The sequence below is a fragment of the Venatoribacter cucullus genome, from assembly GCF_016132445.1.
Classification (GTDB): domain Bacteria; phylum Pseudomonadota; class Gammaproteobacteria; order Pseudomonadales; family Oceanobacteraceae; genus Venatoribacter; species Venatoribacter cucullus.
The window spans coordinates 2706178-2732943 of the sequence record NZ_CP046056.1; the positions used below are offsets into that span (position 1 = coordinate 2706178).

Annotated in this window: 20 protein-coding genes and 1 riboswitch; of the genes, 13 read left to right on the forward strand and 7 right to left on the reverse strand. The window is 57.7% G+C overall.

Annotation, left to right across the window (positions count from 1 at the left end; translation table 11 throughout):
• Positions 1-9 precede the first annotated feature (9 nt).
• The 3 genes from rpoZ to GJQ55_RS12795 are packed head-to-tail and all read left to right on the forward strand — an operon-like array spanning position 10 to position 2783.
• Entirely contained in the window at positions 10-240 is a 231-nt protein-coding gene (rpoZ, locus tag GJQ55_RS12785) for a DNA-directed RNA polymerase subunit omega (protein ID WP_228345351.1), read from the forward strand.
• Between the two features lie 21 nt (positions 241-261).
• Entirely contained in the window at positions 262-2391 is a 2130-nt protein-coding gene (gene spoT, locus GJQ55_RS12790) for a bifunctional GTP diphosphokinase/guanosine-3',5'-bis pyrophosphate 3'-pyrophosphohydrolase (protein ID WP_228345352.1), read from the forward strand.
• A gap of 8 nt (positions 2392-2399) precedes the next feature.
• Positions 2400-2783, forward strand: coding sequence for a RidA family protein (locus tag GJQ55_RS12795; RefSeq protein ID WP_228345353.1), 384 nt, complete (start codon positions 2400-2402; stop codon positions 2781-2783).
• Between the two features lie 33 nt (positions 2784-2816).
• Here the strand turns inward: GJQ55_RS12795 and GJQ55_RS12800 are convergent, their stop codons facing one another.
• On the reverse strand, positions 2817-3668 hold the full coding sequence (locus tag GJQ55_RS12800; RefSeq protein ID WP_228345354.1) for an SDR family oxidoreductase: 852 nt from the start codon (positions 3666-3668) through the stop codon (positions 2817-2819).
• 152 nt (positions 3669-3820) lie between these two features.
• Here GJQ55_RS12800 and GJQ55_RS12805 point away from each other — a divergent pair, with 152 nt between their 5' ends.
• The 4 genes from GJQ55_RS12805 (at position 3821) to GJQ55_RS12820 (ending at position 9160) form a co-directional block, all read left to right on the forward strand.
• Entirely contained in the window at positions 3821-4738 is a 918-nt protein-coding gene (locus GJQ55_RS12805) for a hydrogen peroxide-inducible genes activator (protein WP_228345355.1), read from the forward strand.
• 9 nt (positions 4739-4747) lie between these two features.
• Positions 4748-6847, forward strand: a complete 2100-nt coding sequence (gene recG / locus GJQ55_RS12810; RefSeq protein ID WP_228345356.1) for an ATP-dependent DNA helicase RecG — start codon at positions 4748-4750, stop codon at positions 6845-6847.
• Positions 6848-6920: 73 nt separating this feature from the next.
• The gene (locus GJQ55_RS12815; RefSeq protein ID WP_228345357.1) at positions 6921-8315 is read left to right on the forward strand and encodes an HDOD domain-containing protein; all 1395 of its coding nucleotides are present in this window, start codon (positions 6921-6923) and stop codon (positions 8313-8315) included.
• A gap of 218 nt (positions 8316-8533) precedes the next feature.
• Complete coding sequence (locus GJQ55_RS12820; protein ID WP_228345358.1) at positions 8534-9160, forward strand: TetR/AcrR family transcriptional regulator; 627 nt, start codon at positions 8534-8536, stop codon at positions 9158-9160.
• A 6-nt stretch (positions 9161-9166) separates the two neighbouring features.
• Here GJQ55_RS12820 and htpX read toward each other — a convergent pair whose 3' ends face one another.
• On the reverse strand, positions 9167-10054 hold the full coding sequence (htpX, locus tag GJQ55_RS12825) for a protease HtpX (RefSeq protein ID WP_228345359.1): 888 nt from the start codon (positions 10052-10054) through the stop codon (positions 9167-9169).
• A 167-nt stretch (positions 10055-10221) separates the two neighbouring features.
• Positions 10222-10360: riboswitch (TPP riboswitch) on the forward strand.
• A 123-nt stretch (positions 10361-10483) separates the two neighbouring features.
• On the opposite strand from htpX, the gene GJQ55_RS12830 reads away from it, so the two are divergent.
• The 4 genes from GJQ55_RS12830 to GJQ55_RS12845 all read left to right on the forward strand — a co-directional run bounded on the left by GJQ55_RS12830 (position 10484) and on the right by GJQ55_RS12845 (position 14553).
• Positions 10484-12571, forward strand: a complete 2088-nt coding sequence (locus GJQ55_RS12830; protein ID WP_228345360.1) for a TonB-dependent receptor — start codon at positions 10484-10486, stop codon at positions 12569-12571.
• Between the two features lie 113 nt (positions 12572-12684).
• Entirely contained in the window at positions 12685-12951 is a 267-nt protein-coding gene (locus GJQ55_RS12835) for a YkoF family thiamine/hydroxymethylpyrimidine-binding protein (protein WP_228345361.1), read from the forward strand.
• 112 nt (positions 12952-13063) lie between these two features.
• Positions 13064-13744: a nicotinamide riboside transporter PnuC gene (gene pnuC, locus GJQ55_RS12840; protein ID WP_228345362.1), complete on the forward strand. Its 681-nt coding sequence runs from the start codon at positions 13064-13066 to the stop codon at positions 13742-13744.
• On the forward strand, positions 13738-14553 hold the full coding sequence (locus GJQ55_RS12845) for a choline/ethanolamine kinase family protein (protein ID WP_228345363.1): 816 nt from the start codon (positions 13738-13740) through the stop codon (positions 14551-14553). Before pnuC ends, GJQ55_RS12845 begins: the two co-directional genes overlap by 7 nt.
• A 261-nt stretch (positions 14554-14814) precedes the next feature.
• Here GJQ55_RS12845 and GJQ55_RS12850 read toward each other — a convergent pair whose 3' ends face one another.
• Together GJQ55_RS12850 and GJQ55_RS12855 are read right to left on the reverse strand one after the other, a co-directional pair.
• Positions 14815-15750: a homoserine kinase gene (locus GJQ55_RS12850; protein ID WP_228345364.1), complete on the reverse strand. Its 936-nt coding sequence runs from the start codon at positions 15748-15750 to the stop codon at positions 14815-14817.
• A 54-nt stretch (positions 15751-15804) separates the two neighbouring features.
• The gene (locus GJQ55_RS12855) at positions 15805-16086 is read right to left on the reverse strand and encodes a DUF2782 domain-containing protein (RefSeq protein ID WP_228345365.1); all 282 of its coding nucleotides are present in this window, start codon (positions 16084-16086) and stop codon (positions 15805-15807) included.
• A gap of 120 nt (positions 16087-16206) precedes the next feature.
• Here GJQ55_RS12855 and polA point away from each other — a divergent pair, with 120 nt between their 5' ends.
• Both polA and GJQ55_RS12865 read left to right on the forward strand, forming a co-directional pair.
• Positions 16207-18990: a DNA polymerase I gene (polA, locus tag GJQ55_RS12860; RefSeq protein ID WP_228345366.1), complete on the forward strand. Its 2784-nt coding sequence runs from the start codon at positions 16207-16209 to the stop codon at positions 18988-18990.
• 85 nt (positions 18991-19075) lie between these two features.
• On the forward strand, positions 19076-19837 hold the full coding sequence (locus GJQ55_RS12865) for a S1/P1 nuclease (RefSeq protein ID WP_228345367.1): 762 nt from the start codon (positions 19076-19078) through the stop codon (positions 19835-19837).
• Positions 19838-19865: 28 nt separating this feature from the next.
• Here GJQ55_RS12865 and GJQ55_RS12870 read toward each other — a convergent pair whose 3' ends face one another.
• The 3 genes from GJQ55_RS12870 to GJQ55_RS12880 form a co-directional block, all read right to left on the reverse strand.
• Positions 19866-21545, reverse strand: a complete 1680-nt coding sequence (locus GJQ55_RS12870) for an acyl-CoA dehydrogenase family protein (protein ID WP_228345368.1) — start codon at positions 21543-21545, stop codon at positions 19866-19868.
• A 92-nt stretch (positions 21546-21637) separates the two neighbouring features.
• On the reverse strand, positions 21638-22309 hold the full coding sequence (locus tag GJQ55_RS12875) for an SLC13 family permease (RefSeq protein WP_228345369.1): 672 nt from the start codon (positions 22307-22309) through the stop codon (positions 21638-21640).
• Positions 22310-22336: 27 nt separating this feature from the next.
• Entirely contained in the window at positions 22337-26656 is a 4320-nt protein-coding gene (locus tag GJQ55_RS12880) for an InlB B-repeat-containing protein (protein WP_338149181.1), read from the reverse strand.
• Between the last annotated feature and the right edge of the window lie 110 nt (positions 26657-26766).

A 26766-nucleotide genomic window follows, 5' to 3' on the forward strand; every position in this document is an offset into this window, starting at 1 on the left:
TCACCCTCCATGGCACGCGTAACCGTAGAAGATTGCTTAACCAACGTTGATAACCGTTTCGAGCTGGTCATGCTGGCCACCAAGCGCGCCCGTCAGATCGCCGTTCAGGGCGCCGAGCCCCTGGTAGCGGAAGAAAACGACAAGCCCACCGTGCTGGCACTGCGTGAAATTGCCGAAAACCTGGTAACTCCGGCCACCATGGCGGCGCAGGAAGAAGCGGCGCGGGCCGAGCAGTACTGAGCAGAACGGGGTTCTGCTTAAGTGCCCACCATTGATACGCTGTCGGAGCGGCTGAACCAGTATCTGAGCCCGGCTCAGATTCAACAGGTTTGCCGCGCCTACTTCTATGCCGAACAGGCACACGAAGGACAGCGCCGCCGCAGCGGTGAACCCTACATTATTCACCCGCTGGCCGTGGCCAACATTCTGGCCGACATGCACTTAGACCATCAGAGCCTGATGGCCGCCATGCTGCATGATGTGATTGAAGACACAGGGGTACCCAAAACCGCCCTGGCCAGTCAGTTCGGTGATGTCGTCACCGACCTGGTTGACGGTGTTTCCAAGCTCACCAACATCAATTTCGAAAGCAAAGAACACCAGCAGGCGGAAAACTTCCAGAAGATGGCCATGGCCATGGCCAAAGACATCCGTGTGATTCTGGTAAAACTGGCCGACCGCCTGCACAACCTGCGCACCCTGGGCTCACTGAAACCCGAAAAGCGCCGCCGCATCGCCAAAGAAACTCTCGATATCTACGCCCCTATCGCCAACCGCCTGGGCCTGAACAGCATCCGTGTAGAAATGGAAGAACTGTGCTTTGAGGCCATGTATCCGATGCGCTCGGACATGATCCGCAAAGCGGTTAAGGCGGCGCGCGGCCATCGCTCAGAGATGGTGAACAGTATTCAGGCCGCCATCCGTAACCGCCTGAATGAAGTAAGCATCAGCGCCCGCGTTATTGGCCGCGAAAAGCACCTGTTCAGCATCTACACCAAGATGAAAGAAAAGCGGAAATCCCTCACCGATATTATGGATGTGTACGGGTTCCGCATTATCACCGACAGCGTCGACACCTGTTACCGCGTGCTGGGCCTGATGCACAGTCTGTATAAACCGGTACCGGGACGCTTCAAAGATTACATCGCCATCCCGAAAACCAACGGTTATCAGTCGCTGCATACCACCTTAATCGGCATCGGTGGCGTACCGATTGAAATTCAGATCCGTACCGAAGAAATGGAATCCATGGCCAACCACGGCATTGCCGCGCACTGGCTGTACAAATCAGAAAGCGACCAGCTCAGCGGCACCCAGCGGGCGCGCCAGTGGGTACAAAACCTGCTGGAACTGCAGAAAAACGCCGGCAGCCCACTGGAATTTGTTGAGCACGTTAAAGTCGATCTGTTCCCGGATGAAATCTATGTATTTACGCCGAAAGGCAAAATCATGGAATTACCGGCCGGCTCCACCGCCATCGATTTTGCTTACGCCGTACACACCGATGTCGGCAACCACTGCATTGCCTGCCGCATTAACCGCCAGCTGGCGCCGTTAAGCGCGCGCCTGCAGAATGGCCAGACGGTGCAGATCGTCACCGCACCGGGCGGCCAGCCGAACCCGGCCTGGCTCAATTTTGTTGTTACCGGCAAGGCCCGCTCCAATATCCGTAATTACCTGAAAAGTCAGCGCCGCTCTGAATCGGTGGCGCTGGGCGAGCGGCTGCTGAACAAAGCCCTGGATGTGCTGGGCAAAACCATTACCGATATCGACGACCAGCACATTGAGCTGGTGCTGAAAGAAACCGGGCTGCCCTCGTTTGAAGACCTTCTGGAAGACATCGGTTGTGGCAACCGTATGGCGCCGCTGCTGGCACGACGCTTACTGGTGGCCAATAAAGGCTCGGAGATTCAGCTGGAAGCCGGCGACCAATCGCCACTGGCAATCAAAGGCACCGAAGGCCTGATGGTGAATTTTGCCAAGTGCTGCAGCCCCATTCCCGGCGATCCAATTATTGGCTATGTCAGCTCCGGCCGCGGCCTGGTGATTCATACGGAAAATTGCCGCAACGTGGAAGAATTCCGCGACAACCCGGAAAAGTGTGTGATCCTCAGCTGGGATAAAGACATCGACAGCGAGTTCACCCTGGACCTGAAACTCTATCTGGAAAATCGCCGCGGCATTGTCGCCGAGCTGGCCGGCGCCATTACCCAGGCGGAAGCCAATATCGAAAAAATCAGCGTGGAAGAGCGCGATGCCCGCTTAAGCGTTACCTACTTAACCCTGAGCGTGCATGGCCGCAAACATCTGGCGCGGGTGATCCGTCGTCTGCGTACCATTCGCGGCGTCAATAAAATCGTCCGCAGTAAAAATCAGCAATCCGCATCTTAAGGAAATTTATGAGCCGCGAAATTATCTCTACCGCCAATGCACCGGCGGCCATCGGTACTTATTCACAGGCCGTTAAAGTGGGCAACACCGTGTATCTGTCCGGCCAGATTCCGCTGGTACCGGAGACCATGGAAATTATTGAAGGTGGCATTGAAGCGCGCATTCATCAGGTGTTCAAAAACCTGAGTGCTGTGTGTGAAGCCGCCGGTGGTTCGCTGCAGGACATCGTGAAGCTGAATATCTTCCTCACCGACCTGGGCAACTTCGCCACCGTAAACAAGATTATGGCGGAATACTTTGAACAGCCTTACCCGGCCCGCGCTGCGGTGGGTGTGGCCCAGCTGCCGCGCGATGCGCAGGTCGAAATGGATGGCGTACTGGTGCTGGGCTAACGCCGCAGCAGCCAATACCAGCATGGGGCTGGCTTACACCAGCCCCATCTCGGTCAGCAATAAGTCATACCCTTCGCGGTAATTCCGGTACTGCAATTCATACCCCAGCTCATGCAGGCGTTTATTCGAGCAACGACGGTTGGCGCGGCGGGTTGCCTCGGGCAAATCATGGTCCGGCTCCACATCGCCGATACGGTCTTTCATCCATTCCAGCACATCAAACAGGGTGGCCGGTTCATCGTCGGTGGCCAGATACACAGGTTCCAGTGCTTTCCCGGCCAGTGTCTGTTCAATCATAAACTTCAGCACGCCTACGCAATCATCGCGGTGAATGCGGTTGGTCCATACCGGCGGTTCCGGGTCGCAATGACCGCCCTGACGGGCCTGTTCAATCATGCGCGTACGGCCGGGGCCATAAATACCGGTAAAGCGCACCACCGTGCCCGGCACATCGGCTTTCAATAGAGCTTCTTCCGCGGCCAGCATTTCTTTGCCGGCAAAACTGCTGGGCCGGGTTTCGGACGTTTCATCCACCCATTCGCCATCCATCTGGTGATACACACTGGAACTGGACACAAAGAAGGCGCGCTGCAGCTTCTGGCCCTTCAGGGCTTTCAGAATATGGCGCAAGCCACGGTAGTAGTAAGCGTGATAGCCCTCTTTGGAAAACACCGGCGAGGCCACGCAATACACCAGAATATCGAGATTATCCGGCAGATTTTGCAGGGTTTCGGTATCGGCCACATCGGCCTGAATCAGGGTAACGCCATCGCCCACCGGTTTGTCCGAGCGGCGTAAGCCCCATACGCTATGGCCAGCCGCCGCCAGCTGTACGGCCAGATGCCCGCCGATATCCCCGGCTCCGACAATAAGAATCCGCGCCATGCTGTACTCCTCCGCGCTTTTTTATTCTGTTACCGCTGCAAGACACACGCCCTGCTTTGCGGCCGGCCTCAGGTAAGCTACCTTATAGGCCTTATAAATCAACTCAGCCTGCCCCATACAGGCGAGCAATCAACGACCGCCCGGGAACAACCATGACCCTGACTGAACTCAAGTACATCGTGACCCTGGCTCAGGAGCGGCATTTCGGCCGTGCCGCTGAAAAATGCTTCGTCAGCCAACCGACCCTGAGCGTAGCGATAAAGAAACTGGAAAGCGAGTTAGACATTGCGATATTTGAGCGCTCGAAAAGCTCGGTATCCGTCACCCCGCTGGGCGAGCGTATTGTGCAGCAGGCCCAGCGCGTGCTGGAAGAAGCCCGGGTGATTAAAGAACTGGCCAGCTCAGGGAAAGATCAGCTGAGCACGCCGTTGAAACTGGGCGCCATTTTCACCATTGGCCCGTATCTGTTTCCGCATCTGGTGCCGCAGATTCACCAGCAGGCGCCGGCTATGCCGCTGTACCTGGAAGAAAACTACACCGGCGTACTGCGCCGCCAGCTGCGTGACGGTGAACTGGACGCTATCATCGTGGCCCTGCCATTCACCGAGCCGGATGTCTTAACCCGGCCGCTGTACGATGAAAACTTTGTGGTGGTATTGCCAAAAAATCACCCCTGGAGCAAACAGGACGCCATCGATCCGGAACAGCTGGCTGACGAAGACTTACTGATGCTGGGCGAAGGCCACTGCTTCCGCGACCAGGTGTTTGAACATTGCCCGGCGCTGGCGCGCAAGCACCATACGCGGCTGGGCAGCGTGCTGGAAGGCAGCTCGCTGGAAACCCTGAAACACATGGTCGCCACCGGGCTGGGCATTACCGTATTGCCGGAATCGGCGGTCAGCAACCTGGATCAGACCCTGGTGACCACCCGCCCGTTCCGCTCACCGGCGCCGTTCCGTACTGTGGCGCTGGCCTGGCGGGCCAGTTTCCCGCGCGGTCAGGCGATTGACCTGTTGCTGAGCACGGCGCGCCAGTGCCGGCTGCAACCCAAACCCGACAGCAAACATTAAGGCAGGGGCGTGGCCAAAGTCAGCCGCATTACCGAACTGAAAGGCGTCGGCCCCAAGCTGGCCGAACAGCTGGAGCAAAAGCTGCAGATCCGCACCCTGACGGATCTGTTCTTTCACCTGCCGTTCCGTTACGAAGACCGCAGCCGCATTACCCCCATCGGTATGGTGCAGCCAATGCGGCCGGCGGTGATTCAGGGCGAAGTGCGCGGCGCCAGCGTCTTATTCGGCAAACGCCGCAGCCTGCTGGTAAAAGTGCAGGATCACACCGGGCTGGTGAACCTGCGTTTCTACCACTTCAACGCCGCGCAAAAGAATCAGTTCCGCACCGGCGCCATGGTGCGCTGCTACGGCGAACCGCGCCGCGGCGCCAGCGGGCTGGAGCTCTATCATCCGGAATACAGCATTATTGACGAAGGGCTGGATGCCGACCTCGAACCCAGCCTCACGCCGGTGTACCCGGCCACCGACGGCATCAGTCAGCAACGCTTGCGGCTGCTGCACGAACAGGCACTCACGCTGCTGGCCGCTGACCAGGTCGAACTGACCGATCTGCTGCCGCCACAATGGCTGCAACAGTGGCGGCTGCCTACGTTAAAAGACGCGCTGCTGTTTCTGCATAACCCGCCCCGCGATACCCGGCTGGAACTGATGGAAAGTGGTCAGCATCCGGCCCAGCGGCGGCTGATTCTGGAAGAGCTGCTTGCGCATCAGTTGTCGCTGCACAAATTACGCGCCCAGGTACAGGCCGATGCCGCGCCGGCCATTCACAGCGCCAAACAGCTGCAACAAGCTCTGCTGGCCAATCTGCCCTTCACGCCCACCAACGCACAGAGCCGGGTAGTGGCGGAAATTGAACAGGACCTGCAGCAACCCTACCCCATGCTGCGGCTGGTGCAGGGCGATGTCGGCTCCGGCAAAACCTTAGTGGCGGCACTGGCGGCCTGTGATGCACTGGAAGCCGGCCATCAGGTGGCGCTGATGGCCCCCACCGAAATTCTGGCCGAGCAACATTTCAATAACCTCAGCGGCTGGTTTAACCCACTCGGGGTGCAGGTCGGCTGGCTGGCCGGCAAAGTAAAAGGCAAGGCCCGCACACAGGCACTGGCGGATATTGCCGCCGGCAGCGCACAACTGGTGGTCGGCACCCACGCGCTGTTTCAGGACGAGGTGCACTTTGCCCGACTGGGGTTGGTGATTATCGACGAACAGCATCGCTTCGGTGTGCACCAGCGCCTCGCCCTGCGCGAAAAAGGCGCGCACCGTAATCTGGCACCGCATCAGCTAATCATGACCGCCACGCCCATTCCGCGTACCCTGGCCATGAGCGCTTACGCCGATCTGGACACTTCGGTGATTGATGAATTACCGCCTGGCCGCAGCCCCATTACCACGGTGGCCATTTCTGACCAGCGCCGTCACGAAGTTATTGAGCGGGTTAACCGCGCCTGTGCCCGGCCAGAACAAGGCGGCGAAAACGCCCAGGCCTATTGGGTCTGCACCCTGATTGAAGAAAGCGAAGCGCTGCAATGTCAGGCCGCCGAAAATACCGCGCAGGAACTCACCGCCGCGCTGCCGCATCTGCGCGTCGGGTTGGTGCATGGCCGCATGAAAGCCGCAGAAAAAGCCGACGTGATGGCGCGCTTCAAAGCGCACGAGCTGGATTTACTGGTCGCCACCACGGTCATTGAAGTGGGCGTGGATGTGCCCAACGCCAGCCTGATGATCATCGAAAACCCCGAGCGCCTCGGGCTGGCTCAGCTGCACCAATTGCGTGGCCGGGTAGGACGCGGCGCGGCCAAAAGCCATTGTGTGCTGCTGTACAAGTCGCCGCTGTCCTTCACCAGCAAACAACGGCTGCAGGTGCTACGCGACAGCCAGGATGGTTTTTACATCGCCGAGCAGGACCTGGCCATTCGTGGCCCGGGCGAATTACTGGGCACCCGCCAGACCGGGCTGCAGATGCTGCGCGTGGCCGATCTGCAGCGCGATGGCGAGCTGCTGCCGCAGGTGCGCGATATGGCGCAGCAGCTGTGGACGCAGCATCCGCACACGGTCGAACCCCTGATTCAGCGCTGGCTGGGTGACGCCGAACGCTTTGCCAGTGTGTGATGTAAATCTGCGCAAGCCGCTGTCGCATACGGCTATAATCGGCCCACCTGAATAAATGCAAATGGATGTCACCATGGCCATTCCCGCCACCGTACTGAAAGTGCTGGATGACTGGCACATCAACTATCAACTGACCGACGATCAGGAACTGTTCCAGCTTATGCAGAGTAATCCTCCGGCCTCCTATTCCGCCAAGGTCGCCAACGTCGTCTTTCTGAAAGACACCATCGGCCAGGTGCAGGTGGTTATTCCCGGTAACCGGCTGCTGGATCTGAACCAGCTGGCGCATCAGCTGGGGCGGCAGTTCACCGCGCTGTCCGGAGCGGAGCTGGAAAAACTGAAGCGTCAGCACGGCCTGACGGCGTTTCCGGCACTGCCACAGGTAACCGGCATTGAAAGCCTGATCGACAGTCACCTGCTGGAGCAGGAAGAGCTGTTTATTGTGTCTGGTGGTGGTGAAGAATGGCTGAAACTGCCGATGGAGCAGTTCCGCACCTTAATTACCCGCTCCCGCATCGGTGACTACACCGCCACGCTGCACACCGACATTCATTATCAGGACGCCCATCAGGATCTGGATGATGTGCACGCCGCGCTGAAGCAGTTCACCCCGCTGCGCATCAGACAACGCCTGAACGAAACGCTGGATTTACCGCCGCTGCCGGAAACGGCCCGCCGGATTATTGAACTGCGGATCGATCCCAACGCCGATACCACCTCGCTGGCACAGGTGATCGAGCTGGACCCGGGTATGTCCGCCCAGGTCATGAGCTGGGCCCGCTCGCCCTATTACGGCACCCGCACCGAAATCAAAAGCATTGAAGAAGCCGTGATCCGGGTACTGGGGTTTGATCTGACCATCAACCTGGCACTGGGGTTATCGCTGGGCCGCAGTTTGTCGGTACCGAAAGAAGGCCCTCACGGTTACGCCCCTTACTGGCAGCAATCGGTGGTCACCGCCAGCCTGTGTGCCGAACTGGTACGGCAGATTCCCACCCGCCTGCGTCCGAATCAGAGTCTGGCGTATCTCTGTGGCCTGCTGCATAACTTCGGCTATCTGGTGCTGGGGCATGTATTCCCACCGCAATTTACGCTGGTAAACCGCCATATTGAAGCCAACCCACACGTTAACCGCATGTATGTGGAACGGCACCTGCTGGGGCTGACCCGGGAACAGATTTCTGCCTGCCTGCTGCAACAATGGCGGATGCCGGACGAACTGATCGCCGCGGTGCGTCAGCAGCACAATCCGTTTTATGAAGGCGAGCACGCCGAATACGCGCGCCTGCTCTACATTGCCACGCGCAGCCTGCGCCGGCATGGATTTGGGGATGGCCCGTCCGAGCAAACAGAAGACTATCTGCTGGATACGCTGGGTCTGACCGCCGACAAGGTAGAGGAAGCCACCACCAACCTGATCGCCCGCATGGACGATCTGCAGGTACTGGTGCAGATGCTGAATCGTTAACCGCTGTCTGCCGCGCAGCAGAACAACCTGTTGCGCCGCCGGCGTACTGCCGGGGCTGCATGCGCTGTGCTAGAATCGCCGCTCTTTCCGCCGGGGTAACCAGCCCCGGCTGCCAACAAACCGCCCCTGAGGCGGTGTCATAAGAAACTGTCTGCAGGTCACCTTAACCCCCATCCACTGCATGTGGCGGGCCCCGTATTGCCGGTGAGGAGCGAACCATGACACAACCCGGTTTAACCCCGGCGCAGCGCCGTATTTATCGCGCCGCGCTGTATTTGTTTGCCGAAAAAGGCGTTACCCAGGTCAGCGTGCGGGAACTGGCCGAACAGGCCGGCGTGGCCCGCGGCACGGTGTACAACCATGTAGATTCGGTTGAAACCCTGTTCGAGCAGGTGTCCGAAGCCCTGACCCGGGAAATGAACCAGCGCATTGTGCAAAGCTTCCGCCACTGTCACGACAGCGACAGCCGGCTGGCCACCGCTATCCGCCTGTACATTAAACGCGCCCATGAAGAACCGGCCTGGGGACAATTTATCAGCCGCTTTGGCTTTACCAGCCCAGCGTTACGCCGGTTGGGTGCCGGAGCGCCGGTGCAGCTGTTGCTGGACGGCATTCAGCGCGGCCATTATCAGGTGCGCACCGATCAGCTGTCGGGCGTTATCACCATGATCGGCAGCTCGGTGCTGGGGGCGATTTATCTGGTGCGGCAAGGGCTGCGTACCTGGCGCGATGCCGGCAGCGATTGTGCAGAGCTGGTATTGCGCTCGCTGGGCGTCGCGCCGGAACGGGCGCAACAACTGGCGCAGGGAGAATTGCCAGCGCTGCCGGAGCCGCGCTGGCAATAACCTTACTTAACGGCTGTAACGCTCACGCAGCGCCTGAATACGACGCTCCAGCGGCGGGTGGGTGGAGAACAGCGCCGAGAATTTACCCTCACCGCCAATACCGAAAGCCACCAGCTCACCGTTCAGCTCACTGGGCTGATCGTAGGTTTGCTGCAGAGCCGCCAGCGCACTGATCATAGCGGCCGGGCTGACCAGCTCGGCACCGGCCTGATCGGCACGGAACTCACGGCGACGGCTGAACCAGGCGACGATGGTGGACGCCAGAATGCCCAGCACAATTTCCGCCGCAATGGTCGCTACATAGAAGGCAATACCGGGGCTGTCGCTTTCGTTTTTCAGAATGGCGCGGTCAACAAAGTTACCGATGATACGGGCGAAGAACATCACAAAGGCGTTTACCACGCCCTGAATCAGGGTCAGGGTAATCATATCGCCGTTGGCGACGTGGCCGATTTCATGGCCCAGTACCGCCTTCACCTGATCTTTATCCATACGCTGCAGCAAGCCGGTCGACACGGCGACCAGCGCGTTATTGCGGTTCCAGCCGGTGGCAAACGCGTTGGGCGATGCCGAGCTGAAAATACCCACTTCCGGCATACCGATACCGGCCTTTTCCGACAGTTCTTTTACCGTGCTTAACAGCCATTGCTCACCGGCATTATGCGGGCGGTCGATGATCTGCACGTTCATGGATTTCTTCGCCATCCACTTGGACAGGAACAGCGACACCAGCGAGCCGGCCATACCGAACACCAGACAGAACACCATCAGATTGGCCATATCCAGCTGGCCGCCCTGGGCGTGATAACTGCCCACGCCCAGCAGCGACAGCGTAATACTGGCCACCAGCACCACCGCCAGGTTAGTGGCCAGGAATAAAATAATCCGCATCATCTGCGTTACCTCGTTTGTGTGATTCAGGAGTGGGTTTTTTGCCCATTTTTCTGAGTGCAAGAATGGTGATTTTTACGCCATTTTCAAGCGCTTTTATTGTCAGGAAGGGTAATTCCTGCTGCCACTTTCGGCGTGGGTTTCCTTCACCGCAAAAAAGCGTATTATGGCCGCGTCCCAGGGGGTGGCCGGTGCTGTTAAACCCGGCCTGAGATACCAGAGTTGCTGTCGGCCGAATGGCCGCACAACGGTGAACCCCTAGAACCTGATCCGGTTAGTACCGGCGTAGGAATGGGGGCGCAGTCCGGCTGTTATTCCGCGCACAATGCTGCCGAAAAACCGCTGGCTGGGCATCACAATCGAGAGGCGGCGCAGTCCGCCCCTACGCACGTAACCGGGTTTTTCTTTAGTATTTTTTAAGGATTAACCCCAATGAAAAAAACCTCTGCCGCCTTGCTGGCACTGCTCACACCACTGGCCACCCATGCCGCTGACGCCGTCAATCTGGGCACTCAGACCGTAACCGCCGACTTCCGCAACACCGATGTGCAGCAACTGCCCGAAGCCGTTACCGTGGTGGACCGTGAGCAGATCGAAGCCCGTTCGGCCGAGCATCTGGAACAGATTTTAAGCTTTGCTCCCAACGTGAACTTTTCTTCCGGTTCCTCGCGTGGCCGTTATTACCAGATCCGTGGCATTGGTGAACGCAGCCAGTTTATCGACCCGGTGAACCCGTCGGTGGGTTTGCTGATTGATGGCATCGACATGACCGGCCTCGGTGCCGCCGCCACCTTATTCGATGTGCAGCAGGTGGAAATTCTGCGCGGCCCGCAAGGCACCCGCTTTGGTGCCAACGCCCTGGCCGGCATGATCAACATTACCACCGCCGCGCCCACCACAGAGACCGAAGGCTATGTGCGCGGCAAGTTGGGTAATTACAACAGCTACGGCCTCGGCGGTGCCTTATCAGGCAGCCTCAGCCATAACCTGCAGGGCCGCATTGCGGTGCAGGGTTTTCAGTCCGACGGCTACATGGATAACGCGTTCCTGAACCGCGATGACACCCAGAACATCGACGAACAGCTAGTGCGCGCCAAACTGGCCTGGCAACCCGATGCCCTGACCGACATCGGCCTGACCTACCTGTACGCCAATATTAACAACGGTTACGACGCCTTTACCGTGGATAATTCCCGTACCTCGCTGGCCGACGAACCGGGAAAAGACACCCAGGAAACCCATGCCTTAGCGCTCAATTTACAACGCCGGCTGAACAACGCCGTAACGCTGGAAACCACCGTTACCGGCAGCCGCAATGATGCGCTGTACAGCTATGATGATGACTGGGTAAACCCGGGGTATGGCGAACTCTGGGGCGCTGGTTTCGATGAATATCAGCGTGAATTCCGCCGTCACAGCCTGGATGTGCGGTTACTCTCCGGCACTGACGGTCGCCTGTTTAACAACAGCACCGACTGGGCCGTTGGCGCCTATCTGCTGCAACGCGAAGAAGATCTGCAGCGTAACTACAGCTGGGACCCGGCACCTTACCTCAGCGACCTGAACACCGATTCCGTTTCGGTTTACGCCGAACTGCAAACCCAGTTCAGCGCCACTACACGGGTTATTTACGGCATCCGTGCCGAGCAATGGCAAAACGATTTTACCGATAATGCCAACGCGCTGAATCCGGCCGACAATAACATTGCCGAAAATACCGATGAGACGCTGTACGGTGGAAAATTGGTGCTGGAACATCAGCTGCACACCGATCATCTGCTGTATGGCTCCGTCGCGCGCGGCTACAAAGCCGGCGGCATTAATACCGACCCGGATATCAGCGCCGCCCGCCGCACCTTCGATGCGGAATACAACAATACTGCCGAGCTGGGGCTGAAATCGTCCCTGCAGGACGATCGTCTGCAAACCCGCCTGGCACTGTTTTATATTCAGCGCAAAGACCAGCAGGTTAAAAGCTCTTACCCCATTCCGAACTCCAGCAACTTTATGGACTATCTGGCCAACGCCGCCGAAGGCCGTAATTACGGTCTGGAACTGGAAAGTAACTGGCAACTGAGCAACCGCCTGCACTGGGAACTGAGTTACGGTTATCTGAATACGGAATTTGTCGATTACCGTTACACCAACGAAGACGGTGACCTGGTGGATAAAACCGGGCGTTCGCAGGCGCACGCACCGGAACACAGTCTGGCGACTGCGATCACCTGGAACTTCACCAGCGCGCTGGCCTTACGGGTGGAAACTGAAGCCAAATCCGGTTTTTATTTTTCCGACAGCCATGATGAAAAATCCTCCGGCTATGCGTTATGGCATGCCCGTTTAAGTTACCAGCGGGCCGCCTATGAAATTGCCCTCAGCGGCCGCAACCTGGCCGACCGCGATGTCGCTACCCGCGGCTTTGGTGGTTTTAATAATGACAGTAAAAACCCGGCTTCCAGCCGCTATGTGCAGCTGGGCGAACCGCGTTTAATTATGCTGGAAGGAAAATATTCCTTTTAAACTTCATTGGTTCAGAGTTGGGCGTTCAGGGTTCGGTGTGCACGGGCATTAATTGCAGCGCACGCCCAACGCTCAACCCCATACTCTGAACCCCAACCTGTTAAGGAAAAACCATGCAAATCTCCGTTGAAATCAGCAGCTACCCATTAGCCGATGACTATATTCCGGCCATCAAAACCTTTATCGACATGATGAATCAGGTGCCGGGTTTAACCGTGGTTACCAACACCATGAGCACGCAGGTGTTCGGCGAACTGGAACTGGTGATGAACACCTTAAAAGAGGCCATGGCCTACAGCTGGCAAACCTTTGGCAAAAATATTTTCGTGTGCAAATTTATTGGTACCAATCTGGATCCGGCGTTAAAGCCGCATGGCTGAAGCGTTGGGCGTTGGGATTTTCTGCGGTGCACGCCGAACCCTCAACCCTGAACGCTCAACCCCTAATCCTCAGCGAAAATAATCGATCCTCTGAAATCTCCGGAGTCATGCCATGACTGAACTCACCAGCAACATCCAACACGCCATCGCCGCCATGAGCGGCTGGGAAGTGCTGGCCGTTATTTCAGGGGTTGCGTATCTGTTGCTGGCCATGCGCAACAATATTCTCTGTTGGTATGCGGCGCTGGTCAGCAGCACAATTTATGTTTTTTTATTCTGGGATGTCAGCCTGCCAATGGAATCGGCGCTCAGTGTGTATTATGTGGTGATGGCCTTCTATGGCTGGTGGCAATGGCGCGGCGGAGCGGCACCGGCGGCGACCGATCTGCACAGCCATCAACCCATTGTGCGCTGGAGCCTGCCGCGCCATGCAGTGATGATCAGCGCCGTATTATTGCTGAGTTCAGTCAGCGGTTATTTACTGGAAAAAAACACCGCAGCCGCGCTGCCCTATCTGGATTCTTTTACCACCTGGGGCGCGCTGCTCACCACCTGGATGGTGGCCAAACGGGTGCTGGAAAACTGGCTGTACTGGATTGTGGTCGACAGCGCCGCCATTGTTTTGTACCTCGACCGTGAGCTCTATTTAACCGCGTTATTAATGGCGGTGTATGTGGTGCTGGTAATTATCGGCTGGTTCCAGTGGTTGCCGCTGTATCGTCAACAGCAGCAAAAAAAACAACAGCTACAAAATACCAGCCAAAATGCAGCTGTGGACAACGCCTTATGCTGAGCATTTTAAATGACTGGGAACAGTGGCCCTTTTGTGCCGAACAGCCACGCCCGGAACACATCCGGCCGTTACCCGGCGGTTTAACCAACCAGTGTTTTTTACTGCAGCTGGACGGTGGCCAATATGTGTTGCGGCTGGAAGGCCATAACAGCCAGGCACTGGATATTAACCGCGATGCCGAATTCCGTATCCATCGCTTACTGGCCAGCAAAGGCCTGACGCCAACCATCCGTTACCGAGCGCCGCAGCAGCACTACTGGATTCGTGATTACATTCCCGGCCGCACACTGCAGCCGCAGGATTTAACCCTGCCAAGGCTGCAGAATATGGCACTGCAATTACGTCAGATACACCAGCTGCCAACCCCCGCCGACATACCGGTATTAAGCATTGGCGATAAAGCCGCCCATTACTGGGACAGCATTGCCGCGCAAACCAACCACAGCCCGCTGCTGGATTTACGCCCGCTGCTGCAAAGCCGGCTGCAGGGCGCACCGGATGCCCGCCGCACGCTCTGCCACATGGACCCGACGCCGGCCAACTGGATTGAAACGGCCGACGGCAAACTGGTGCTGCTGGATTGGGAATACGCCGCTCTGGGCCACCCGCTGTGGGATTTGGCCGCGCTGCTGCAACAAACGACACTCAGCCCGCCGGAAGAAGCACAGCTGCTGCACAGTTACGGTGTCAGCAACCCGCAGCACTGGCAATTTGCCCAGGCACAAATGCGCTACCTTGCAGCCCTGTGGTACCGGGCGCAGGGGTACTGGAGTGATGAAGAATTATTACCGGTGTTAAGGAGCCTCTGAATAACTCGGTGCCCGCTCTGGATTACAGGAAAGTTCTGAATCACGAAGCCGGGTTGCAGGCATAGCGGGTTCTGTCAAAACCCGGCGACACCGAGTCAGGGCTTTCCTGCAATCCCCGTAGGGCGCGGCTTTCCGGGCCGTATAGCGGCGTTGGCGAACTTGAAAAGGGCTCGCCATTCTCTGCGCTCACCGCCTTGCTCTACAGCCCGGAAAGACTCGCGCAGAGCTGTGCAGAGTTATTCAGAGGCTCCTTAATTCAGCTTACTGAGCCCGCCGGCGCAGCAATTTTTGCATAAACTCAGCCGGGTCTTTTTGCAGCGCCAGCTCACCAGCCTGTTGCTGTTGCAGCCGGCGGGTTAATAAGCGGCTCAGCCAGAAACGCAGCGCAGCGCCCCGCAACACCAGATTCCAGCCGGCCTGCTCGGCAGCGGTTAACGGCCGCACAGTCTGGTAGCCACTCAGCAGCGCCTCAACACAGCCGTCTTTCCACACACCATTCACATCACAGCACCAGTCGTTGGCCACCACCGCCAGGTCGTACAGCAACGCGCCGGCGCTGGCGTTGTATAAATCCAGAATGGCAACCTGGCCGTCATCGCTGAACAGCGCATTGTCGTGAAATAAATCGCCGTGAATCCAGCCCTGGGGTAACGCCAGCCAATCGGCCCGGTGCGCGGTCTGATAAGCCAATTCATCTTCCAGCAAGCCACGTTCCTGCTCATTCAGCGCGCTCACCAGCTGCGGGCCGGTGCTGAGCCACCAATGGTAATCACGGTTATCCGGCCGCATGGGCGATAAATCGGCCGCTGCTATGTGCAGCTGCGCCAGTGCGCTGCCAATGGCGGCGCAATGCTCAGGCTGGGGATTGGAAATATGCTCACCGGGTAAGCGCGGGCACAGAATGGCCGGTTTGTGTTTCAGCTGGTGCAGCCACTCACCCTGGCGGTCAGCCACCGGCGCCGGCACCCGCAGGCCCTGTTGGCCCAGATGCCGCGCCAGCCGCACAAAATCCTGCACTTCGTCAGCAGTATGATGCTCAAAAATTGTAAGCACATACTCACCAGCGCCGGTGCTCACAAAGAAATTGCTGTTTTCAATACCGGCAGTAATGCCACGAAAGCTCTGTAGCGAACCAAGGGCAAAGCGGCTGAGGAAATGCTCAAGCTCAGCGGTGCTGAGCGGGGTATAGACCGACATAAAGATTACGACCGTTGCTGGCAGCCGCACGGACGCTGCCGCCTGAAGACGCTGTTACCAGCGGAAGATGACCCACTTGGGTACGCGCATTTCCGGCTGGTCTTTGCGCACAAACTCACCGTCTTCCTGAGCAGAGGGCACCAGATAATACGCCGGGCCTTTTTTCGGCACGACTTTGATTTCGGTAATTTCGCCATTCACACGGTATTCGTAATAGGTGTTATCGCCATCGTTGCGAATAATCACCGTTTCGTCCGCCGGGTTGGCCGCAAAGACAGAGGCAGACCACAACAGGCTCGGCAACAGCAGCATGGAAGCAAAAGAACGGAGTTTCATAGCGGGCGCCCCGGTTGGCTGAAAGTGGCTGTATTGTACGCCGGCAGGGTCGAAATGCCTATGCAGCGCCTGTAAACTGCGCCTTTGCTGTTCCATTCACCACCCGCCGGGGAATTCCTTATGTCCAGGCCTGTCGTTCTTGTAGACGGTTCTTCTTACCTGTTCCGCGCCTTTCATGCCATTCCGTTGCTGACCAACTCCAAAGGTCTGCACACCAATGCGGTGAAGGGCGTGATCAGCATGATCCGCAAACTGCAGAAAGACTTTACCGATTCCCAACTGGTGGTGGTATTCGATGCCAAGGGCAAAACCTTCCGCAACGATATTTACCCGGAATACAAAGCGCATCGTCCGCCCATGCCGGACGAACTGCGCGAACAGATTGAACCCATTCACGACATTATCCGCGCCATGGGTTTACCGCTGCTGATTATCGACGGCGTGGAAGCTGATGACGTAATCGGCACGCTGGCCAATCAGGCGATTCAGCACAATCAGGAAGTGGTGATTTCCACCGGCGATAAAGACATGGCACAGCTGGTGAATTCCCATGTATCACTGATCAATACCATGACCGATACCCGTCTGGACGAGGCTGGCGTACAGGAAAAATTCGGCGTGCCACCGCAGCACATCGTCGATTATTTAGCCTTAATGGGCGACAAGGTCGATAACATTCCCGGCGTGCCGAAAGTGGGTGAAAAAACCGCCGTCGGGTTAGTGGCGGGCTTAGGCAGTCTTGAGGATATTTACGCCAATCTGGATAAGGTGGCGACGCTGGATTTCCGTGGCGCCAAAACCCTTGCGCCGCGATTGGAAGAACATAAAGACGACGCCTTTTTATCCAAAACCCTGGCAACGATTAAATGCGATGTGACATTGGATTTTTCCCTGCCGGATATTAAAAGCAGCGCGGCCGACAACGACCAGCTGCTGGCCTTATTTCAGGCGATGGAATTCAAAGCCTGGATTGCCGAGCTCAGTAACCCGACTGACAGCAGTAAAGACAGCGCCCCGGCGTTTGAATTAACCGCCTCCGCCGGCCCTGCCAGTGCCGCCGCAAAACCGGCCCCGGCCGCTCCTGCCGTAAGCGATGTTCAGTACGATATTATTCTCGAACAGGCTGGGCTGGAGCGCTGGATCAGTGTGCTGAAAAAAGCTGAACTCTTCGCGTTCGATACCGAAACCACCGCGCTCAATTACAAAGAAGCGCTTCTGGTGGGTTTATCCTTTGCCGTTGAACCGGGCAAAGCCGCCTATGTGCCGTTGGCGCATGATTACGACGGTGCCCCGGCGCAATTAAACCGCGAAGCCGTGCTGGAACAACTGCGGCCGTTGCTGGAAAGTGAGCAGCACAAAAAAGTCGGTCAGCACATGAAATACGACATGCACATTCTGGCCAACCATGGCATTGCCCTGCGCGGCGTGCAGTTCGACACCATGCTGGAATCCTATGTGCTCGATTCCGTTGCCAGCCGTCACGACATGGACAGCTTAGCGCTGAAATATCTGGGCCATAAAACCACCAGTTTTGAAGACATTGCCGGCAAAGGTGCCAAGCAACTGACCTTCAATAAAATCACCGTTGAGGTGGCCGGCCCCTACGCCGCCGAAGATGCCGATATCACCCTGCGTCTGCATCAGCATTTATGGCCGCAATTACAGCAAACGCCGGAACTGGCCGGGGTGTTTACCGAGATTGAAATGCCGGTAATGCCCATTTTGTGCGCCATGGAAGAACAGGGCGCCTTAATTGATGCCGATTTACTGCACGAGCAAAGCCAGCAGATTGAACAGCGCCTGCAACAATTAGAGCAGGAAGCGCACAATGTGGCCGGCCAGGTATTTAATCTGGGTTCACCCAAACAACTAGGCGAAATTCTGTTTGAAAAACTGCAGCTGCCGGTACGCAAAAAAACCCCGAAAGGCGTGCCTTCTACCGCTGAAGAAGTGTTGCAGGAACTGGCCGATGAAGGCCATGAATTACCCAGCCTGTTAATGGAACATCGTGGTCTGGCGAAATTAAAAAATACCTACACCGATAAGCTGCCGACCATGATCGCCGCCAGCACTGGCCGCGTACACACCTCGTACCATCAGGCCGTGGCAGCGACGGGCCGCTTGTCGTCTACCGATCCGAATTTACAGAATATTCCCATCCGCTCGGAAGAAGGCCGCAAGATCCGGCAGGCCTTTATTGCCGCCCCCGGCTGCAAACTGGTGGCTGCCGACTACAGCCAGATTGAGCTGCGGATTATGGCGCATTTATCCGGCGACCAGAGCTTATTAACCGCCTTTGCTGAAGGCCGCGATATTCATCGTCATACCGCCGCCGAAGTTTTCGGCGTACCAGAGCAGGACGTTACCGATAACCAGCGCCGCGCTGCCAAAGCCATTAACTTCGGTCTGATTTATGGCATGTCGGCCTTTGGTCTGGCCAAACAAATTGGCTGCAGCCGGAGTGAGGCGCAGGAATATGTGAACCTGTATTTCCAGCGCTACCCGGGCGTACGCGACTATATGGACAACACCCGCGAGCAGGCCAAAGACAAAGGCTATGTCGAAACCATTTTCGGCCGCCGCTTGTATTTACCGGAAATCCGCAGCAGCAATGCCCCGCGTCGTCAGCACGCCGAACGCACGGCCATTAACGCGCCCATGCAGGGCACGGCGGCCGATATTATTAAGCGCGCGATGATCCGTGTGCAGGGCTGGCTGCAAACCGCCGGTTATGATGCGCGCATGCTGATGCAGGTACACGACGAACTGGTGTTTGAAGTGGCCGCCGCTCAAGCCGAAGATTTTGCCACAGCGGTACGCACTGAAATGGAACAAGCCGCCACGCTCAATGTACCCTTGGTGGTGGAAGCAGGCATTGGTGATAACTGGGAGCAAGCTCACTAAGGTTGAGCGTTCAGGGTTGAGGGTTTGGCGTGCACCGTAGAAAACTCTAACGCCTAACGCGCAACGCCCAACAAGGAAAATGGTTATGCGATTTTTATTGGTAATGACTCTGACATTGATGGCTCACACCACCCAGGCCTTTGATTTTCAGGGCCATGCGCTGGTGTGCCAGATGGCCTATGCTCAGCTCAGCGCAGCCACGCAGAAAAAAGTCGACGCGCTGGTGGCCAAAAGTCCGGAAAAACACTTTTCTGTGGCTTGTGCCTGGCCGGATAATGTCCGCGATCAGAAGCGCTATGAACACACCAAGCCCTGGCATTTTGTGAATGTTCCACGCAGCGCTACCAGTGTGTCGACCAGCGATTGCCCCAAACAGGGTTGCCTGTTGTCGGCGATTACGACGATGCAGCAACGCCTGCACAACAAACCCGACACAGACTGGCAGGCGTTGTTATTTCTGAGTCATTTTATAGCTGACCTGCATCAGCCGATGCACGTCAGTTATTTCGATGACCGCGGTGGCAATCGCACCAGCGTACGTTTTCTGGGGGATAAAACCAATCTGCATCACCTGTTCGACGGCGACATTCTGGGTAAACGCAATTTCCGTAAACAAGCACCGCAATGGCTGACAACGATTTCAGGGCAGAAACAGCAGTGGCAGCAGGGCGATGCGCTGAGCTGGGCCAATGAGTCGCTGCAGATCACCCGCGCGGTTTATGCACAACTGCCGGCCAGCCATAACATTGGCCCGGATTACCGCGACACCTTTGCCCCGCAACTGGAGCTGCAACTGAAAAAGGCCAGCGTGCGGCTGGCCTTGGTGTTGGAAAAAGCACTGAAATAAATACGCTGTCATCACAGCGCCATTACGCTTACAACTTCGGCTGTGCGCGCTGCATGATGGCGCGGCAGTCGATGCCCGGCTCCAGGGTGCCGTAATTAAACGCACCGTTACGGGCAATGCGTGAGCGCACAAAGGCATCGGCAATTAAAGCATCGCCTTTCTGAATCAACACACTGGCCTGCAACGCCACGGCGAGCTTATCCACCACCGTACGCGAGCGGTATTCCAGCGTCGCCAGATCGGAAAATTCGCCCTGTAAATCCTGCAAAAACTGATCGTAAACCGGGTAGTGTCCCAGACCATTTTTCAGTTCATTAAAGAAAGCCTCGACGACTGCCGGTTCTTTCTGCATGGCGCGCAGCACATCTAAACACTGCACATTGCCCGAGCCTTCCCAGATGGCATTGACCGGCGCTTCGCGGTAAATGCGCGGCAGAATATTGTCTTCCACATAGCCCACGCCGCCGATGCATTCCATGGCTTCGTAAGCAAAATGCGGTGCACGTTTGCAGATCCAGTATTTGCCCACGGCGGTGGCTAAGCGGGCGAATAAATTCTGTTGTTCATCCTGCAGATTATCCAGCGCATGACCCACGCGCATGGTGATGGCCAGCGCGGCTTCGCTTTCCAGCGCTAAATCGGCCAGTACGTTCTGCATCAGCGGCTGATCGTGCAGATTGTTGCCAAAGGCACTGCGGCCGGCGGTGTGGTGTATGGCTTGTGCCAGCGCGCCGCGCATCAGTGCCGCCGAGCCGATCATGCAGTCGAAGCGGGTCATCGACACCATTTCAATAATGGTGCGCACACCACGGCCTTCGTCGCCGATCATCCAGGCAAAGGCACCGCGGAATTCCACTTCCGACGAGGCGTTGGAAATATTACCGAGTTTATTTTTCAGACGCTGAATAAACAGAGCATTTTTACTGCCATCCGGACACCAGCGCGGCAGCAGAAAACAGCTTAAGCCGTTGTCGGTATGCGCCAGCACCAGAAAGGCATCGCACATGGGCGCGGAGCAGAACCATTTATGGCCGATCAGTTCGTATTCCGCCCCGTTACCGGTTTGTTCACCCAGCGGATAAGCGCGGGTGGTGTTGGCGCGCACATCGGAGCCGCCCTGCTTTTCGGTCATCGCCATACCGATGGTGACGCCCTGTTTGTCAAAATACGGTACGTTGCGTTCGTCATACACCGGGGCGAAGATTTTCGGCAGCCAGTCTTTGGCAATGGCCGGTGCGTGTTGCAGCGCCGGAACCGCCGCGAAGGTCATGGTGAGCGGGCAACCGGAACCGGCATCGGCGTTCATGTGCTGATACACCAGCCCGGCGCGGGCGACGTGCGCGCCTTTATTTGACTGCAACCAGGGCAGCGAATGCATCCCGGCCTCAATCGCGGTGCGCATCAGCTCGTGATAGGCCGGATGGAATTTCGCTAAATCGACGCGGTTGCCAAAACGGTCGTGCGGGTAAAACACCGGCTTGTTTTCGTTGGCCTGAAAACCCGCCTCAATTAAATCGCCGCCACAGCGTTGGCCGTAAGCCATTAATTGTTCATTGGCCCAATCGCCACCGTAAGCCGCCACCCAATATTGCAGCGTGGTATCGCTCAGATAGGTGTTGAAATTTTCCAGCGCCGTCGGCTGGTTGAACACCGGATGGGTATCGGCCTGCGCCATGTGTTCGGCGCGGTTCGGTCCGCTGTTGCTCATTCTTGTTATCCTCTGGCTACAACATCAGTGCCGGCAGTGAAGCATGCTCACTGCAGCAGAACAAGCCAGGGGAAATTCACCAGACAGGCCGCTTACAGCGGCCACAGCACCAGCAGCACCGCGATGGTAGCGGCGCCGATAAGGATATTCATGGGCACGCCCACGCGCAGGAAGTCGCTGAATTTATAACCGCCCGGGCCGTACACCATCAGGTTGGTCTGATAGCCCAGCGGCGTGGCGAAGCTGGCCGAGGCTGCCATCATAATGGCGAAAATAAAGGGCTCCGGTGTGACGCCGGCTTTTTCGGTAATTTCAATCACAATGGGCACCATAATCACGGCGGCGGCATTGTTGGTAATCACTTCAGTCAGCAGGGAAACCGCTACATAGGTCAGCACCAGCATCAGCCAGGGGCGGTAATCGCTCAGGTGCACAATGTTGCCGGCAATCCAGGCCGCCACACCGGTTTTTTGCAGCGCAGCTCCTAAGGCAAAAGAGGCAGCAATGGTAATAATCACGGTCAGATCGAGGCTGCGCTCGGCCTGGTTTACATTCAGACAGCCGGTGATCAGCATCAGGCCGGCACCCACCAGCGCGGCATTGAGCATGGAAATCACATTGCAGCCGGCCAGCCCCACCACCGTCAGCAGAATAAACCAGGCCAGATCCCGGCGGCTGCTCAGGGGGCCGCGCTGGTAACGGGCATTACACCGTGTGCGGGTATAAAAAAACCCCGCTGGAGCGGGGTTGGGAGCAATCAGCAAGGTGGCCGGGTGCGGTATTTCCGCCCGTCAGGGCAGGTACTCGCCCTCCGGAGTGATGGTGAACAGGGGATTGCCGTCACTAGATTCCTCTCGCCCTCCCAGAATCTGCCCATTGTCAATGATCAGGGAACGAACAGTTGAGCCGCTGCCCGGGTTCCAGTTCAGCACAGTGCCGGTATCTCCGGAGGTTGCCCCATTCGCCACCGTAAACGCGGCTAAGTAGTAACGCGTCTGGCCGCCGGCCTGAGTAAAGTAGCCGCCGGCGTAGAGCACATTATCGTGCACTGCGAGGGTTTCTACCCAGTTATTGGCGCCCGGGTTCCAGTCCAGCAGGGTGCCCGGGGTGGCGACATTCGCCACCGTAAACGCGGCTAAGCGGTTACGCGTCTGGCCGCCGGCCTGAGTAAACCAGCCGCCGGCGTAGAGCACGTTATTGTGCACAGCGAGGGTGCGTACCTCGTCATTGGTGCCCGGGTTCCAGTCCAGCAGGGTGGCGGGGTTGCCCGGAGTTGCCCCATTCGCCACCGTAAACGCGGCTAAGCGCTCACGCGGCTGGCCGCCGGCCTCAGTAAACCTGCCACCGGCGTAGAGCACGTTATTGTGCACGGCAAGGGTGTTTACCGAGCCATTGGCGCCCGGGTTCCAGTTCAGCAGTGCCCCATCAGCCAGCGAAAACGCGGCTAAGGTGTTACGCGTCTGGCGCGTCGGGCCGCCGGCCCGAGTAAACTCGCCGCCGGCGTAGAGCACGTTATTGTGCACGGCGAGGGTGCGAACAGTGCCACTGACACCCGAGTTCCAGTCCAGCAGGGTGGCGGTTTCCCCGGGGGTTGTTCCATTAGGCACACTAAACGCGACTAAGAACGCACGCGTCTGGCCGCCGACCATAGAAAACCAGCCGCCGGCGTAGAGCACGTTATTGTGCACGGCAAGGGTGCTTACCGCGCTGTTGGGGCCCGGGTTCCAGGGCAACAAATTACCCTGACGATCGAATGCCGCCAGATAAGGCTGGGCCTGATGGCGCCCACGACCGACTAAACCACCATCGCCGCCGGCCAGAATGGCTCCGGGGCTGACCGCCAGTGCCGCAATCCGACCGTCAACACCCGGGTTCCAGTCCAGCAGGGTGCCGGGGGTTGCCCCATTCGCCACCGTAAACGCGGCTAAGCGGTTACGCGTCTGGCCGCCGGCCAGAGTAAACTGGCCGCCGACGTAGAGCACGTTATCGTGCACGGCGATGGTTTCTACAGAGCGATTGGCGCCCGGGTTCCAGTCCAGCAGGGTGCCCGGGGTGGCGACATTCGCCACCGTAAACGCGGCTAAGCGCTCACGTGGCTGGCCGCCGGCCTGAGTAAACCCGCCGCCGGCGTAGAGCACGTTATTGTGCACGGCGAGGGTGCGTACCTCGCCATTGGCGCCCGGGTTCCAGTCCAGCAGGGTGGCGGTATTCCCAGAAGTTGCCCCATTCGCCACCGTAAACGCGGCTAAGTAGTTACGCGTCTGGCCGCCGACCTGAGTAAACCAGCCGCCGGCGTAGAGCACGTTATTGTGCACGGCGAGGGTGTTTACCCGGCCACTGGCGCCCGGGTTCCAGTCCAGCAGGGTGGCGGCATCTCCGGGGGTTGCCACCGTAAACGCGGCTAAGCGGTTACGCGGCTGGCCGCCGGCCTGAGAAAAGCTGCCGCCGGCGTAGAGCACGTTATTGTGCACGGCGAGGGTGTTTACCCAGTAATTGGCGCCCGGGTTCCAGTCCAGCAGGGTGGCGCTATTCCCAGAAGTTGACCCATTCGCCACCGTAAACGCGGCTAAGTAGTTACGCGGTTGGCCGCCGGCCTGAGTAAACTCGCCGCCGGCGTAGAGCACGTTATTGTGCACGGCGAGGGTGAGCACCGTGCGATTGGCACCCGGGTTCCAGTCGGTCAGTTGCCCCAGTGCGTTGACATGCGCCAGCCGGGCGCGTGGCTGACCATCCACTTCGGTAAAGTTGCCACCCAAATACCACCCCCCCTGTCCATCACTTGCAATGGCGAGTGCTGTTCCATTCACCAGCGGAAACGCCAGCGCATGCTCATTACCTGAGCCTGCCGGTGGTAATGCCGTGGCATTCCCTGTAGGCGCTGCAATGTGGGTAAAAGAGCCGCCCACATAGCGCACGTCGTTCAGCATGGCCTGGGTGAGCACCTCTCCGTTGAGTTGGGGCTCTGTTGGGGTTGAACTGGTCCAGCCGATCAGATGGCCATTTTTTTCCAGCGCCAGATACAGCGGTTTATTTTTGATCACATCGGGCAACACGAAGGGCGGCTGAACATTCAGGTGCAACGTTGCGCCATCGGCGGCGTAATGATCCAGATTGGTGGTCGGCTGAGTGGCAACATAAAGGGCATAATCGGCATCCGGTTCTTCCGGCCAGCTCAGTTGCAGATGCCGGAAAGGATCGCCGCTTGGCTCATCGGTGAAATAGGCCACACTGAGGTTGCCATAATGCAGTCGGGTGGCCCAGGGCGTTGCTGGTATGGGGGTGGCGCTGCGCTCATGGCTGATGAGCACCAGGCCTCTTCTTGGCAGTTCTGCAGTAACGGCCACATAGTATGTGGTCATATTGTTCAGGTTATCAAGGCGGTATTGCGTGAGCGGGGCGTTGAAACAGGTGCGCCCGCCCGTTTCATAGCTTGCAGGAACCTTGGGATCGATGTCCGGGCTGGTGGCGTGATAAATGCAATACCTCGAGACATCTGTATCTAGCACCGCCTGCCAGCTCAGATCGATCAGTGCGTCGCCGGCGCTGGCTGTAAACTGCTGCAATAGGTTGGTAAAGGTGGCGTTGATCTGACACGGCCCGGTCACAGGCCCGATGGTAAAAGTGTTGCCGCTCAGAGTGCCGTTACAGCCGGATACGGATGCAATGGCATAACCGGCATCCGGTGTCAGAATCAGCGTGCCAGTGCTGCCATATCCGATGCTCTGGCTGGCCGGGGTAACAGAGCCACCATTGCCGGCGGTTGCGGTTACGCTGTACTGGTTCTGGCTGAACGTGGCCGTTACTACACAGGCGGCCGTCACCGGCCCGGTGGTAAAGGTGTTGCCGCTCAGAGTGCCGTTACAGCCGGAGACCTGATCAATGGCATAACCAGTATCCGGTATCACACTCAGCGTGGTGGTGCTGCCATGTCCGATGCTTTGGCTGGTCGGGGTAACAGAGCCACCGTTACCGGCGGCTGCGGTTACCTCATATTGATTCAGGCTGAACGTGGCCGTTACAGCACAGGCGGCTGTCATCGGCCCGGTGGTAAAGGTGTTGCCGCTCAGGGTGCCGTTACAGCCGGAGACCTGATCAATGGTATAGCCAGTATCCGGTGTTACGGTTATGACGCCGGTAGCACCCTGTTGCACTTGTTGCCCGGAAGGTGATACCGACCCACCAACGCTGGCGTTGGCGTTGATGGTGTATTGCACATCATCGGTTCGGGTGCTGAAGGTTGCAGTAATGTTGCATGCTTCGGTCACCGGCCCGGTGATAAAGGTGTTGCCGTTCAAAGTGCCGTTACAGCCAGATACGGATTCAATGGCATAACCGGTATCCGGTGTCAGAATCAGCGTGCCAGTGCTGCCATGACGGATGGTCTGGCTGGTCGGCGTCACAGAGCCGCCATTACCGGCGGTTGCGGTAACGCTGTACTGGTTCTGGCGGAACGTGGCCACAACCTCACAGTTCCCAGTAGCCGGACTGGTGGTATAGGTGTTGCCGCTCAGGGTGCCGTTACAGCCGATGACCTGATCAATGGTATAGCCAGTATCCGGTGTTACGGTTATGACACCGGTAGTCCCCTGTTGCACTTTTTGCCCGGAAGGTGACACTGATCCGCCACCGATTGCGCTGGCGTTGACGGTATAGCGCTGATCTCCTGTCTGAGCGACGAAGGTGGCAGTAATGCTGCAGTCATTGTTAACCGGTGCGGTGATAAACAGATTGCCGTTGAGTGTGCCGCTGCAGCCATCAACCGAGCCAATATCGTACCCCGTTGAAGGCATAATGTGGATTTGGCCCTGCTGGCCCTGATCAAGGCTCTGTAACGGTGGGAAAACAGTGCCTCCAGCACCCGCAGTGGCGCTGACGGTGTACCGCGGCTGAGCATCGTTGCTGCTGTCGCTATCACTGCCGCCGCCTCCGCCACCGCACGCGGTTAATAACAGTAGCGATGAGAGTATAACAATGGCCGATTTCATTCCTTTCTCCTGACCAGGGCTTATTCCGGACGCAATAACGCCAATACCAGAAGCCGGTTCGTGGTGCCGGTCGTATCTGGTGAGCGAGATATTGCTGCGAGTGTTATGACAAAAGACTGCATCCATTCAGTTGCCGCAGGCGGCATGATGGGGGTGTAATCCTTTACGGGGGCGGAATGTAAACGAGCAATGGCAGTGATGCAAGAATGAATGGCACCGGTTGCTGTCATTGTGAA